Annotated in this window: 13 protein-coding genes; 4 read left to right on the top strand and 9 right to left on the bottom strand. The window is 71.3% G+C overall.

Translation table 11 applies throughout. The annotated features are described in order from the left end of the window. Positions 1-17: 17 nt before the first annotated feature. The 6 genes from ACFQV6_RS27735 to ACFQV6_RS27710 all read right to left on the bottom strand — a co-directional run bounded on the left by ACFQV6_RS27735 (position 18) and on the right by ACFQV6_RS27710 (position 5,211). Positions 18-1,262 carry a styrene monooxygenase/indole monooxygenase family protein gene (locus ACFQV6_RS27735; RefSeq protein WP_378030535.1) on the bottom strand — a complete coding sequence of 415 codons (1,245 nt, stop codon included), beginning with the start codon at positions 1,260-1,262 and terminating at the stop codon, positions 18-20. A gap of 16 nt (positions 1,263-1,278) precedes the next feature. Then, the gene (locus tag ACFQV6_RS27730; protein ID WP_378030569.1) at positions 1,279-1,896 is read right to left on the bottom strand and encodes an ATP/GTP-binding protein; all 618 of its coding nucleotides are present in this window, start codon (positions 1,894-1,896) and stop codon (positions 1,279-1,281) included. A gap of 37 nt (positions 1,897-1,933) precedes the next feature. Then, a complete protein-coding gene (locus ACFQV6_RS27725) occupies positions 1,934-2,293 on the bottom strand; it encodes a DUF742 domain-containing protein (protein ID WP_378030534.1) in 360 nt (119 codons plus the stop codon). A gap of 16 nt (positions 2,294-2,309) precedes the next feature. Next, the gene (locus ACFQV6_RS27720; protein WP_378030533.1) at positions 2,310-2,753 is read right to left on the bottom strand and encodes a roadblock/LC7 domain-containing protein; all 444 of its coding nucleotides are present in this window, start codon (positions 2,751-2,753) and stop codon (positions 2,310-2,312) included. 14 nt (positions 2,754-2,767) lie between these two features. Beyond that, positions 2,768-3,841 carry a sensor histidine kinase gene (locus tag ACFQV6_RS27715; protein WP_378030532.1) on the bottom strand — a complete coding sequence of 358 codons (1,074 nt, stop codon included), beginning with the start codon at positions 3,839-3,841 and terminating at the stop codon, positions 2,768-2,770. Positions 3,842-4,005: 164 nt separating this feature from the next. Beyond that, complete coding sequence (locus tag ACFQV6_RS27710) at positions 4,006-5,211, bottom strand: cysteine desulfurase-like protein (protein ID WP_378030531.1); 1,206 nt, start codon at positions 5,209-5,211, stop codon at positions 4,006-4,008. Between the two features lie 97 nt (positions 5,212-5,308). Here ACFQV6_RS27710 and ACFQV6_RS27705 point away from each other — a divergent pair, with 97 nt between their 5' ends. Genes ACFQV6_RS27705 through ACFQV6_RS27695 form a run of 3 tightly spaced genes read left to right on the top strand, consistent with a single transcriptional unit; the run spans position 5,309 to position 7,648 of the window. Further along, the gene (locus tag ACFQV6_RS27705; RefSeq protein ID WP_378030530.1) at positions 5,309-5,866 is read left to right on the top strand and encodes a hypothetical protein; all 558 of its coding nucleotides are present in this window, start codon (positions 5,309-5,311) and stop codon (positions 5,864-5,866) included. A 1-nt stretch (position 5,867) separates the two neighbouring features. Then, positions 5,868-7,292, top strand: a complete 1,425-nt coding sequence (locus tag ACFQV6_RS27700; protein ID WP_378030529.1) for a dihydrolipoyl dehydrogenase family protein — start codon at positions 5,868-5,870, stop codon at positions 7,290-7,292. A 56-nt stretch (positions 7,293-7,348) separates the two neighbouring features. Further along, positions 7,349-7,648, top strand: a complete 300-nt coding sequence (locus tag ACFQV6_RS27695) for a hypothetical protein (protein ID WP_378030528.1) — start codon at positions 7,349-7,351, stop codon at positions 7,646-7,648. An 8-nt stretch (positions 7,649-7,656) separates the two neighbouring features. On the opposite strand, the gene ACFQV6_RS27690 is transcribed toward ACFQV6_RS27695, so the two are convergent. From ACFQV6_RS27690 to ACFQV6_RS27680, 3 genes are read right to left on the bottom strand one after another with little or no spacing between them, the layout of a single operon-like run. Further along, a complete protein-coding gene (locus ACFQV6_RS27690) occupies positions 7,657-8,244 on the bottom strand; it encodes a TetR/AcrR family transcriptional regulator (protein ID WP_378030527.1) in 588 nt (195 codons plus the stop codon). A 43-nt stretch (positions 8,245-8,287) separates the two neighbouring features. Next, entirely contained in the window at positions 8,288-8,962 is a 675-nt protein-coding gene (locus ACFQV6_RS27685) for a response regulator (protein WP_378030526.1), read from the bottom strand. Then, complete coding sequence (locus ACFQV6_RS27680) at positions 8,959-10,221, bottom strand: sensor histidine kinase (RefSeq protein WP_378030525.1); 1,263 nt, start codon at positions 10,219-10,221, stop codon at positions 8,959-8,961. Before ACFQV6_RS27680 ends, ACFQV6_RS27685 begins: the two co-directional genes overlap by 4 nt. A 173-nt stretch (positions 10,222-10,394) precedes the next feature. On the opposite strand from ACFQV6_RS27680, the gene ACFQV6_RS27675 reads away from it, so the two are divergent. Continuing rightward, positions 10,395-12,593: an MMPL family transporter gene (locus tag ACFQV6_RS27675; protein ID WP_378030568.1), complete on the top strand. Its 2,199-nt coding sequence runs from the start codon at positions 10,395-10,397 to the stop codon at positions 12,591-12,593. Positions 12,594-12,648: the final 55 nt, after the last annotated feature.

Raw genomic sequence — 12,648 nt, 5'->3', positions numbered from 1 at the left:
GAACCGAGCCGGAACGCTCAGGTCACCTGAGCCAGGAACGCGGCGGCCCGGTCCGGGGTCATGAACCAGTTGTCGAAGTCGCGCGGGTCGGAGAAGCCGTTGGCGAAGCGGCGCGCCACCGCCGGGTTGGCCGCGCCGGTGCCGAGCAGTTGCTGCACGTGCGCCGGCAGCGGCCCGAGCATGGCGTTGGTCCACGCGGTGACCGCGCGCCCGTGGTCGGCCCAGAAGGCCTCGAACGTGTCGTTCATCCACTGCGCGTCGAACGGCTGGTCACCGCGGTCGAGTATGGCCCTGCGGTACGCGTCGGCGCACTTCGCGGCGGTGTTGGAGCCCTGCCCGGTGATCGGGTCGTTGGCGACCACCACGTCGGCCATGCCGAGGACCGCGCCGCCGCTGGGCAGGTGGGCGACGGGGCGGCGCACCGTCGGGGTGTACCGGCCGTGCAGGGTGGCCTTGGCGTCGGTGAGGCGTACGTTGCCGGCCCGCTCGTCGACCCACGGCAGGTATTGCTTGATCAGCTCGAGGGTGAGCCGCAGGTGCTCCTCGGGGTGCATCCGGGTGGGCCCGTCCGGCCACCGGTCGAGCGGGCCGCCGGGCACCGCCTCCCAGAACAGGATGTCGCACGGGCCGTTCAGGGTCAGGCCGGGGATGATGAACAGCTCGCCGAACCCGGGTACGGCGTGGAAGCCGATGTGCGGTTCCGGCCACCGGGGGTCGGGTTCGAGGCCGTGCACGTAGGCGACGGCCAGGCCACGCTGCGGTGTGGTGTACGGCGAGCGCTCCGGGTCGCGGTCGAACGCGGCGACCAGCTCGCCCTTGCCGGCCGCGACGACGGCCAGATCGTAGCGGCCCATCCGGGTCAGCACATCGAGATCCTCGGTGGTGACCGCGTTGTAGATGACGTCGGCACCGCGCTGTTCGGCCAGTTCCAGCCAGCCGGCCATCTTGAGGCGCTGGTCGACGGAGGACGCGCTGTGATCCAGCGGGGCGATCATGTCGAGGGCCAGGGTGCCCGGCGGCGCGGACAGCGTCACGTGCAGACCGCCCAGGGCGGGTGCCTGCCCCTCCCAGAGATTGAGCTCGTAGGCCCGTTCGGTGTCGAGCGCCAGGTTGAACATGGCCTGGGTCGAGGTGGGCCAGCCGCCGCGGATCTCGTCCGGGGTGCGGGCCGACATGATCGTCACCTCGTATCCCTCGGCCAGCAGGCTGAGCCCGAGCTGCAGCCCGGACTGCCCGGCTCCGACGATGAGGACCTTGCGCATGCTGCCTCCTGACTGGTCATCCGCCGGCGATGGCGAATGGAGCAACCGGATGGCCCGGCCGGCCTCCGGTCGTGGTCTGCGCGCCCGGACGGCCCAGCCGGCCACCGGGGGCGGTCTGCGCCCGAGCGTGATCCACCACGGCCAGCAGGGCCTGGGCGACGTGCCGGGACTCGCGGATGTCGGCGGAGATCAGGGGTACGTGCGCCGGCAGCGACAGGGCGTCCCGGACGTCGGCGAGGTCGTGGCTGAGGTGGCCGTGGAACAGGTTGACGCAGACCACCCAGGGCAGGTCGGTGTCTTGCTCGAAGTAGTTGACGGCGGGGAAGCTCAGGTCGAGGTGGTTGGTGTCCACGAGCACGAGAGCGCCGACCGCGCCCCGGGACAGGTCGTCCCACATCTGCCAGAAGCGCGGCTGTCCCGGAGTGCCGAACAGGTACAGCACAAGAGAATTGTCGATGGTTATCCGGCCGAAATCCATGGCAACCGTCGTGGTGGTCTTGTCGATGCCGGGATCGAGCCGGTCGATCTGGGCGGTCGCGGCGGTCATCCAGGACTCGGTCCTGATCGCCGGTATCTCGGAGATGGCGCCGACAGCGGTGGTCTTGCCCACGCCGAACCCGCCCGCGACGACGATCTTGGCCGAGGTGACCGCCGCCGGCGGTACCGCGGCGTCACGCGAGCTTGAGGAGCCCTGCACGAAGTCTCTCCAACAGGTCGGGGTCGTTGGCCGGCCGGCGGTCGTCGTGGATAACGAGATGGCCGACCTTGAGCAGATCGCCGATCAGCACCCGGGTCAGGCCCAGCGGCATACCGCAACTGGCCGACAGCTCGGCCACCGAGCACGTGCGCCGGTCCTGCGCCTTCTCGTACAGCGTGCGCGTCTCCGGGGCCAGGCTGGCGGCGAACAGCGGGTCGTACCGTCCACCGGAGGACACCAGGGTGTGCACGAGCAGGGGGTCGCGGGTGGTGGTGCGGCCACCGGCCAGCAGGTAGGGCCGCACCTTCCAGTGCATGCGCCAGGGCGTGGGCATCACGGTCGGGCTCCCATCATCCGGCCGACCGGCTGAGCGTGTTCTGGTGCAGCTGCTGGCGGATCTGCGGGGTCAGCGCGTGCCCTACGCCTTCGACGAACCGGCCCATCCCGTACCCCAGGCGTTTGAGATCGGTGTCCACCGAGGCCGATGCGAACAGCCCGGCCGAGTCGCCGATGCGCACGAACGCGAGATGGCCGTGCGGGTAGCGGATCGTGAAGGTCTCCGGGTCGCCGACGCTCAACTCGCGCCCGAGCTGCTTGACGATGCCGAGCAGGCCGGACGTCAGCGCCGAGACGCTGTCGGCGAGCGTGCGGTCGATGGTGCCGGCCGCCGCCAGTTGCAGGCCGTCGGACGAGACGAGCACGACGCTCGTGACGCCGGGGACCTCCTCGGCGAGCCGGCGCAGCAGCCAGGTGACGTCTGGCAGCTCACCGGACGGATGGCGGTAATCGGTCATGGTGGTGTCCTTCGTCAGGCCGGCGGGAAGGCGGAGTCCACACCGGCGTTGAAGTCGGCGGCGTCGTCGTGCCAGGTGCTGTGGTGGGCCGGCAGCGGGGGCGGTGGTGCGGGCGGCGGCGCCGCTTGCTGCGCGGCATGGCGGACGCTGGCCGGCACCCGCCGGGGCATCGGCGCGGCTGTCCCGGTCGACCGCTGCGCGGGAAGCAGGACGGCGACGGCCGGTTCGCTGCCGGTCGCTGGTTGCTCTTTCAAAGGCACACCATGCATCGGTACGACCGGAGCGGGCGCTGCCGCCGGCGGGACCTCGCAGACCAGCTCGCCGCCGATGAGCAGCATGGCGGTGGTGCCGACCGGCCGGTGTGGTGTCAGCTGCACCCGCAGCGAACTGTGCCGCTGGACCAGCCGGGCCACCACCGGCAGGCCGAGGTGCGACGCCTGCGGAGCTTCGGTTGCCAGGTATGCGCCCGCGTCGAGCAGGGCGTTGATCTGCGGCAGTGCGGCCGGGTTCACGCCGATACCGCTGTCCTCGATCCGTACCAGCACGTGACCGGCGTCGGTGAGGTGCGCCGAGACGGTCACCGGTGCGCTGGGCGGCGAGTACCGGATCGCGTTGTCGACGAGCTCGGTGAGGATGCGGATCACGTCGTCGGCGGCGATCTCCGCGATCGCGAGGTCCACGACGCGGCCGAGCCGGATGCGCTGGTAGTGCTCGACCGCGGAGGCGGCCGCCCGGATCACGTCGAGCACCGTGGTGATCTGCCGTCCCGGGTCGTCGATCTGCACCCCGGTGAGGACCTGGATGTTCTCGGCGATGCGCCGGATCCGGGTGAGCGCGTGGTCGGTGTGGTAGAGCCGGCGCAGCCGCTCCGGGTCCTGCTCGGTGCTCTCGACGTCGGCCAGCTGTGACACCGCCGCCCACGTCAGCATCAGCACACGCTCGGCGAACTCACTGGCCACCGGCCGCCACGGCTCCACCGGCGGCGACGGCCGCGGCGCCTGTGGTGCCTCGTGCCGGGGTACGGAGACCTGCTCCTGCTGTGTACTCGGCTCGTGACGGCGGTGCCGTCCCCAGCGAAACAGGGGCACTATCCATCCTCCTGAGGAGGAAGCATCTGATCCTCCGCACTCATAACGTAATGATTCCCTTACGGGTAGTACGCCATACCGGGCGGACATCCGCGACGGACACCATGTCTGCCGCAGCGTGTGCGGTGGTACGCGAAACCGGCGCTGAGTGCGTGACCGGGACCTCAGCCGCGCAGGAAGGAGGAGAGGCCGTCGAGGAACCTGTCCACGTCGTCGGCGGTGTTGTACGGGGCCAGTCCGGCCCGCAGCGCGGGGTCCGTCAGCTTCAGGGCGGCGAAGGGCTCGTGGGCGTAGAAGGAGCCGGCCGGGGCCAGGACGTCGCGGGCGGCCAGATGGAGCTGGGCCTGGCGGGCGTCGCGGCCGTCGAGGGTCATCAGCAGGGTCGGTGTGCGGTCGGCCGCCCTGGAGTGCAGGGTGACGGCGGTGCCGAGGGCGCGTACCCCTTCTTCCAGCCGTGCGCGAAGCGCTCTTTCGTGGTCGTGCAGAGAGCCCAGGGAGTTCGCGATCCGCTCCCTGCGGGTGGGCGACTGGCCCGGGTCCATGGCGGCGAGGAAGTCCACCGCCGCGGTGACGCCGGCCAGGATCTCGTAGGGCAGGGTGCCGAACTCGAAGCGCTCCGGCACGGCGTCGGAGGAGGGCAGCAGCTTGTCCGGGCGGATGGTCTCGAGGAGCTCGGGTGCGCCCGCGAGCACGCCGCAGTGCGGGCCGAGGAACTTGTAGGGGGAGCAGACGAACAGGTCCGCGCCCATCGCGGGCACGTCCACCAGGTTGTGGGCGGCGTAGTGCACGCCGTCCACGTAGACCAGGGCGCCGTGCTCGTGTGCCAGGTCGGCGATCCGGCGCACGGGTGGCTTGGTGCCCAGCACGTTCGAGGCGGCCGTGACCGCGACCATCCGGGTCCGGGGTGACAGAGCTTCCTCGTACGAGAAAAGGTCCAGTTCTGTGGTTCGGCTGTTGATCTCCATCCAGCGGACGGTGACGCCGGTGTGCTCGGCTGCCTGGATCCAGGGGCGGACGTTGCAGTCGTGATCGAGGCGGCTGAGGACGATCTCGTCGCCGGGTCTCCAGGTCTTCGCGAGGTGGCGGGAGAAGTCGTAGGTGAGCTGGGTGGCGCTGCGGCCGTGGACGATGCCGGCGGCCGGCACGTTGAGCAGATCGGCGCAGGCGGCCCGGAATTCCGTGACGGCGCGCTCCGCGTTGAGCTCGGAGCTGCTGATCGAGCCCCGGTTGGAGAGGGGGCCGGTCAGCGTGGCGGTGATGGCGTCGGCGACGGGGCGCGGGGTCTGGGTCCCACCGGGTCCGTCGAAGAAGGCGAGGCCGCTGTCGAGGGAGGGGAAGTGGGCCCGCAGGGCGGTCAGGTCGATGGCCATGAGCACATTGTCGGATAGAACGTTCGGTCTTGACAAGCATCGCCGGAGCCGTCATCTTGATGTGAGACAGAACGTTCGTTCTACCCGAGGGAAGATCATGACCACCGTTGCTGCTCCCGGTATCTCGACGACGGCGGCTGCTCTGCGGCAGCTGTACTTCGTGCGCTTCGCGTTCGCCATCGTCTGGGCCGGCGTGATGCTGGCCATCGCCGACGAGCTCAACCCGCTGGTCGGCGCGCTGTTCGTGCTCTACCCGCTGTTCGACGTGGCCGCCGCCCTCGTGGACGCCAGGTCGTCACGCGGCACCGGTTCGCCGGCCCTGCTGTACCTGAACGTCGCGGTGAGCTCGCTTGCCGCGGCCGGCCTGGCCGTGGCGAGCGCGTCGGGGATTCCGGCAGTGTTGCGGGTGTGGGGGGCCTGGGCGGTGGTGGCCGGCGTGATCCAGCTGATCGTGGCGGTCAATCGCCGCAAGATGGGCGGGCAGTGGCCGATGATCTTCAGCGGTGGCCTGTCGGTGCTCGCCGGCGGCTCGTTCGTCGCGGCTGCCTCCGCGGCCGAGCCGGCGCTGGCCAACGCGGTCGGTTACGCGATTCCCGGCGCCGTCTTCTTCCTGATCGCGGCGATCCGGCTGGGCCGTACGGCGAAGGGGAACTGACATGCGGGACACGACGTACGACGTGATCGTGATCGGTGCCGGGCCGGTGGGGGAGAACGTCGCCGACCGGGTCGTGCGGGGCGGGCTGACCGCCGCGATCGTGGAGCGGGAACTGGTCGGTGGCGAGTGCTCCTACTGGGCGTGCATGCCGACCAAGGCGTTGCTGCGCAGCGCGGCCGTGTTGCGTACGGCGCGCCGGATGCCCGGAGCACGCGAAGCGGTGACCGGTGACCTGGACGTGGCGGCGGTGCTGCGGCGCCGGGACGAGTTCGCCTCGCACTGGAAGGACGACGGGCAGGTCTCCTGGCTGGACTCGGCCGGGATCACCCTGTTCCGCGGTCAGGGGCGGATCGGCGCCGAGCGGGTCGTCGAGGTGACCGGCGAGGACGGCACGACGACCACGCTCACCGCCCGGCACGCGGTTGTCGTCGCCACCGGGAGCGGGGCGCTCGTACCGGACATCCCGGGCCTGCGAGAGGCCAAGCCGTGGACCAGCCGGGAGGCGGCCGCCGCGAGCGAGGTTCCCGGCCGGCTCGCTGTCATCGGTGCCGGGGTGGTGGCCACCGAGATGGCGACCGCGTACGCGAGCCTCGGATCGGCGGTGACGGTGCTGGCCCGTGACGGTGTGCTGCCGCTGGCCGAGCCGTTCGCCGGTGAGCTGGTCACGAAGTCACTGCGGGACGCCGGCGTGTCCGTGCTGCTGGGTGCCGAGGCGGTGGCGGTGAGCCGGGACGGTGCCGGCGTGGTGCACCTGACCCTCGCCGACGGTGGGCAGGTGGAGGCCGACGAGGTTCTGGTGGCCGTCGGCCGTACGCCCAACACCCGGGACATCGGCCTGGACCGGATCGGGTTGACGCCCGGAGCGTGGCTGACGGTCGACAACACGCTGCGCGTCCTCGACGCCGGCGGGTGGCTGTACGCGGCCGGCGACGTGAACCGGCGGGTTCTGCTGACACATCAGGGCAAGTACCAGGCGCGTGCCACCGGTGATGTGATCGTGGCCCGCGCCAAGGGTGAGACGGTCGAGGACGGTCGCTGGGGCCGGCATGTCGCCACCGCGGACGAGCGGGCGGTGCCGCAGGTGGTCTTCACCGAGCCGGAGATCGCGTCGGTGGGGCTGACCGCGGCGGCTGCTGAGGCGGCTGGGCTGCGGACCCGGGTGGTCGACTACGACCTGGGAGCTGTCGCCGGGTCCGCGCTGCACGTCGAGGAATACCGGGGGCAGGCCCGGATGGTCGTCGACGAGGATCGCAGGGTGATCGTCGGGTTCACCATCGCCGGTCCGGACGTCGCGGAACTGCTGCACGCGGCGACCATCGCTGTCGTCGGTGAGGTGCCGATCGATCGGCTGTGGCACGCCGTGCCGTCTTTTCCCACCGTGAGCGAGGTTTGGCTGCGGCTGCTCGAGGCGTACGGCCGCTTCTGATTCTCTGATTGAGCCCATCGAGTTCTCTGATTGAGTCCATCGAGCAAGGAGACGTCATGACCACCAAGATCACGCTGATCATCGACAACCCCGCGAACGCCGACGAATTCGAGAAGGCCTACGCCGAGGTGCTGGCGGCCGCGAAGACGTTCCCCAAGGTCCAGCGGGTGGAGTCGGCCAAGGTGTGGCCGAAGGAGGACGGTACGCCGACGCCCGCCTACCGGACGCTCGACCTGTATTTCGCGAGCTACGAGGACGCCTCGGCGGCGGTTGCCACGCCGGCTGCGGGTGCGGTGTTCGGCGCGCTCCAGGGTGCGCAGGTGACGTTCACCGGCCTCTTCTCGGACATCGAGTAACAGCCCGTCTAGCGCTGGGCGTGAATGCGGACGAGTCCTTCGACTCCGCGCAGGAACGTGTCGGCCACCAGCGCGGGCTCGAAGAGGCAGCCGGCCGCCATGGCGCCGTCGCGGAGCATCACGAAGTGGCGTGCGGCCGGATCCGACGAGTCCTCGGCGACCTGCGCCATCAGTACCCGCAGGGTGTCCAGGAACCACTGCCGGTGGGCGATGATCTGCTGGTGCACGGGATGGCCGGGGTGGGGATATTCCGCGGCGGCGTTCAGGAAGGCGCAGCCGCGGAACCCGGGTGACTGGATGTTCTTGGCGATGGCGCCGGCGATGGCCAGGACGGTGTCGGCCGGTGCGGAGCCGGCGGTGATGGCGGCGTCGACCGCGCCGCGATCCATTTGGTGCACCTCACGCAGGTACGTGACGACGAGATCGTCCTTGCTGGGGAAGTGACGGTAGAAGGTGGCCCGGGTCACCTTCGCCTCGGCGATGATCCGGTCGACGCCGACGGCGTGGACACCCTCCGCGTAGAAGATGCGGGTCGCCGTGCTGAGCAGCCGCAGTCGCGCCTCGGAGGGCCGGGCCGCGGGTTCGCCGTACGTCATGAACCTATCTTATCGAATAGAACGTTCGGTCTTGCAAATGCTCTCACGGCAGGTGGTCGCCCGGCCGGACCACACCGCACTGGTACGCGATGACCACGAGCTGGGCGCGGTCCCGGACGCCCAGCTTGGTCATCGCCCGGTTGACGTGGGTCTTGGCGGTCAGCGGCGACATGTGGAGGCGGCCGGCGATGTCGGTGTTGGAGAGTCCGTGGGCGACCAGGGCCAGGACCTCCCGCTCCCGCTCGGTGAGCTCGTCCAGCGCCGGCGCCGGCGGGATCTCCGGTCCGAGGTGGTCGAGGAACCGGCCGACCAGGGCCCGGGTGGCCCGCGGCGACAGCAGCGCCTCGCCGTCGGCCACCACCCGGATGGCGTTCAGCAGGTCCTCCGGCGCGACGCCCTTGCCGAGGAACCCGCTCGCACCGGCCCGCAGCGCCAGCACCACGTTGTCGTCGTTCTCGAACGTGGTCAGCACGAGCACCCGGACGCCGGCCAGGCCGTCGTCCGCGCCGATCCGCCGGGTCGCCTCCAGGCCGTCCATGTGTGGCATGCGGATGTCCATCAGGATCACGTCCGCGCCGGTCGTGCGGGCCAGGTCCAGCGCCTCACGGCCGTCGGCGGCCTCGGCGACCACCTCGAATCCCGGCTCCGCATCGATGATCATGCGGAAGCCGGCCCGGATCAGCGCCTGGTCGTCGGCGAGCAGCACCCGGATGGTCACGCCGGCAGCACCCGGTCGCGCGACCCGGCGCCGAGTCCGCACGCGGGCGCGACCGGACCCGCCGGCTTCCCGGCCGGCAGCACCCCCGCCGGCTTCCCGGCCGGCAGCACCGCGTGCACCCGGAAGCCGGCTCCGGCCAGGCCCGTGGTGAGCGTGCCGCCCGCGGACGCGGCGCGCTCGCGCATGCCGAGCAGCCCGTAGCCCGTACCCGAAGCGGACGCGCCCGGCGGCAGCGTGTTGACCACCTCGATCTCGACGGCGGCCGGGGTGTGCCGCACGGTGAGCCGGGCGGTGCCGCCACCGTGCTTGTACGCGTTCGTCAGCGCCTCCTGCGCGATCCGGTACGCCGCCAGATCGGCCACCGCCGGCAGTTCCCCCGGATCGCCGACCTGCCGGAACTCCACCGGAAAACCGGCGGCGGCCAGCCCGGTCAGCAGGTCGGGCAGCTGATCGAGACCGGGCAGCGGTTCAGTGTCGGCCGGCTCGGCGGGCTCGTCCGGGCTGCGCAGCACGCCCACCACGGACTGGATCTCGGCGAGCACGCTGTTCGACGCCTCCCGGATGTGGTGCAGCGCGGGCGCCACCTGGCCGGGACGGCGTTCGAGGAGGTGCGCCGCCGCACCGGCCTGCACGTTGATCACCGCGATGTGGTGCGCCACCACGTCGTGCAGCTCGCGGGCGATGCGCAGCCGTTCCTCGGTGACCCGGCGGCGCGCCTCCTCCTCGCGGCTGTGCTCGGCGCGGCGGGCGCGTTCCTCCACCTCCCGCACATAGGCCCGGTGTGAGCGGGCCGCGTCGCCGACCGCGGCGGCCAGGAACACCCACGCGAACACGCCGATCACGTCGGCGCGCCACCAGACGTCCCGGTTGAGCAGCACCACGGTCAGGTAGACGACCGACGACGCGGCCGCCGCACACGTCCAGGCCCGGCGCCGGTCGGTGTGCGCGGCGATCGAGTAGGTGATGACACCCAGCGCCACGATCAGACCCGGGTTGCGGACCTCCTGCACCACCGCGGCGGCGGTGGCCGTGGTGGCGATCGTGAGCGCGAGCATCGGCCGGCGGCGGCGGCTCAGCACCGCCACGAACGCCACCACCGCGATCAGCACGTCCCAGCCGGTCGGCCGGTGGGTGGACTCCGGCAGTGCCGCCTTGAACACCGCGGCGGCCAGCACCAGGGCGAGAAAGAAGTCCAGCAGCAGGGGACGCTCGGCGACCACCCGCCAGCGCCCGATCAGGTGCCCCTCGGTCGTGTCCATCACTGGCGACCCTACGCGGGGCTGTGACCTGGTGGCGTCGTCCCGTGGTGGTACCGGCAGCGACGGCGGATACCGCAGACGTGGTATCCGGCTGCCTCTGCCTGGACGACGACTTCCGGCGTGCGGTTCGCGACGGTGGAGCGGTCAACGACACCACCAGCTCGGGGGACCCGATGGCTACCTATCTCTACCGGCTCGGCCGGCTCAGCTTTCATCGGCGAAAGCTGGTTCTCGCGATCTGGCTCGCGGTCCTGGGGCTGCTCGGCGTGGGTGCCGCCACCCTTTCCGGTCCGACCTCCGGCGACTTCACCATTCCGGGCACCGAGGCGCAGCAGGCCCAGGACCTGCTGGGGGAGCGCTTCGGTGAGTCGCCGGCGGGTGGCGCCGCGGCCCGGGTGGTGTTCGCCGCGCCGCCGGGCGGGAAACTCACCGATCCGGCGAATCGGGCGGTTGTCGACCGTACTGTCGCAGCCCTTCGTGCCGGCCCGCGGGTGGCCGAGGTGAGCGATCCGCTGCGCGGCACGATCAACACCGAGGGCACCATCGCGTACGCACAAGTGGCTTTCCGGGTCCCGGCGCCCGAGGTGCGGGAGGCCGACCGGGAGGCGCTGCTGGCCGCCGCGCAGACCGGCCGGGACGGCGGGCTGACCGTCGAAGCCGGTGGCGACGCCCTGCAGACCGAACCGGAGCAGGGGCTCAGCGAGGTGATCGGCTTCGGTGTCGCCGCCATCGTCCTGACCATCACCTTCGGGTCCCTCGTCGCGGCCGGGCTGCCGCTGCTCACCGCGTTCCTGGGCGTGGCCACCACGATGGCCGGCATCCAGCTGGCGTCCGGCTTCTTCGACCTGAGCAGCAGCACGTCGACGCTGGCGCTGATGCTCGGCATCGCGGTCAGCATCGACTACGCGCTGTTCATCGTGTCGCGCTACCGGCACGAGCTGGCCCTGGGCCGGACCGGGGCGGAGGCGGCCGGGCGCGCGGTCGGCACCGCCGGATCGGCTGTCACGTTCGCCGGGCTCACCGTGCTGGTCGCGCTGACCGCGCTGGCGGTGGTGAACATCCCGGTGCTGACCGAGATGGGCCTGGCCGCGGCGGGCGCGGTCGCGGTGGCCGTGCTGATCGCGCTGACGCTGCTGCCGGCGCTGGTCGGCTTCGCCGGGCGGCGGATCACCGGGCGCGGCGGTCAGGCCCGCGACATCGAGGCGGACGGTGAGCGCCCGGCGCTGAGTCTGCGGTGGGCCCGGGCGATCACCCGGCGGCCGGTGCTGACGGTGGTGATCGCGGTTGCCGCGCTGGGGCTGATCGCGGTGCCGGCGCTGAGTCTGAGGCTGGGGCTGCCCGGCGACAACATGGCCGCGCCGGACACCACCCAGCGCAAGGCGTACGACCTGATGACCGAGGGGTTCGGTGCCGGATACAACGGGCCGCTGCTGGTGGTTCTGGACGCCGCGGGGAGTGCGGATCCGAAGGCGGCGGCGAGTGCGGCGGCTGACACGATCACCGGGCTGCCCGGTGTGGTGTCGGTCAGCCCGCCGACGTTCAACCAGGCCGGGGACACCGCGATGCTGCAGGTGGTTCCGGCCAGTGCGCCGGACAGCAGTGAGACCACGGATCTGGTGCACGCGATCCGGGACGCCGACGCGGGGCTGCGGGCGCGTACCGGTGCGGATCTGTCGGTGACCGGGACGACGGCGGTCACCATCGACATCGCGGCGAAGATGGGTGGCGCGCTTCTGCCGTACCTCAGTGTCATTGTTCTTCTGGCATTTCTGCTTCTGACTGTGCTGTTCCGGTCGGTGCTGGTGCCGCTGAAGGCGATCGGCGGGTTCCTGCTGTCGGTGGTGGCGACGTTCGGGGCTGTGGTGGCGGTGTTCCAGTGGGGGTGGCTGGCCGAGGTGTTCGGGGTGGATCAGACCGGGCCGATCGTCAGCCTGCTGCCGGTGATCCTGATCGGCATCGTGTTCGGACTGGCGATGGACTACGAGGTGTTCCTGGTCAGCCGGATGCGCGAGGAGCATGTGCACGGCGCGCCGCCGACCCGGGCGGTGATCGTCGGTTACGCGCACGGCGCCCGGGTGGTGACCGCGGCGGCGATCATCATGATCAGCGTCTTCGCGGGGTTCGTGCTGGCGCCGGATCCGCTGATCAAGTCGATCGGGTTCGCGCTGGCGGCGGCCATTCTGCTTGACGCGTTCGTGGTCCGGATGACGATCGTGCCGGCGGTGATGGCGTTGCTGGGGCGGCGCGCTTGGGCGATTCCCCGGTGGCTGGACCGGCTGTTGCCGAACGTCGATGTGGAGGGGGAGCGGTTGCGCGACGCGGTGCCGGATGAGCCGCCGGTCCTGCCCGAGCCGGTGGGCGCCGGCCGTTAGACGCGTCGGCGCCCGGCCGAGTTGCGACCCGCATGGGTGGCGCTCGGCCCGGCGC

This window comes from Actinoplanes sp. GCM10030250, assembly GCF_042666575.1.
GTDB lineage: Bacteria > Actinomycetota > Actinomycetes > Mycobacteriales > Micromonosporaceae > Actinoplanes.
The sequence above is the reverse complement of the archived record's forward strand: the minus strand, read 5'-3'. Positions and strand labels throughout refer to the sequence as shown.

Bases quoted from the DNA above. Each gene is read 5' to 3' on its own strand.
- ACFQV6_RS27735 (WP_378030535.1), bottom strand. From the start codon at position 1,262: ATGCGCAAGGTCCTCATCGTCGGAGCCGGGCAGTCCGGGCTGCAGCTC.
- ACFQV6_RS27725 (WP_378030534.1), bottom strand. From the start codon at position 2,293: ATGCCCACGCCCTGGCGCATGCACTGGAAGGTGCGGCCCTACCTGCTG.
- ACFQV6_RS27720 (WP_378030533.1), bottom strand. From the start codon at position 2,753: ATGACCGATTACCGCCATCCGTCCGGTGAGCTGCCAGACGTCACCTGG.
- ACFQV6_RS27710 (WP_378030531.1), bottom strand. From the start codon at position 5,211: ATGGCCATCGACCTGACCGCCCTGCGGGCCCACTTCCCCTCCCTCGAC.
- ACFQV6_RS27705 (WP_378030530.1), top strand. From the start codon at position 5,309: ATGACCACCGTTGCTGCTCCCGGTATCTCGACGACGGCGGCTGCTCTG.
- ACFQV6_RS27700 (WP_378030529.1), top strand. From the start codon at position 5,868: ATGCGGGACACGACGTACGACGTGATCGTGATCGGTGCCGGGCCGGTG.
- ACFQV6_RS27695 (WP_378030528.1), top strand. From the start codon at position 7,349: ATGACCACCAAGATCACGCTGATCATCGACAACCCCGCGAACGCCGAC.
- ACFQV6_RS27690 (WP_378030527.1), bottom strand. From the start codon at position 8,244: ATGACGTACGGCGAACCCGCGGCCCGGCCCTCCGAGGCGCGACTGCGG.
- ACFQV6_RS27680 (WP_378030525.1), bottom strand. From the start codon at position 10,221: ATGGACACGACCGAGGGGCACCTGATCGGGCGCTGGCGGGTGGTCGCC.
- ACFQV6_RS27675 (WP_378030568.1), top strand. From the start codon at position 10,395: ATGGCTACCTATCTCTACCGGCTCGGCCGGCTCAGCTTTCATCGGCGA.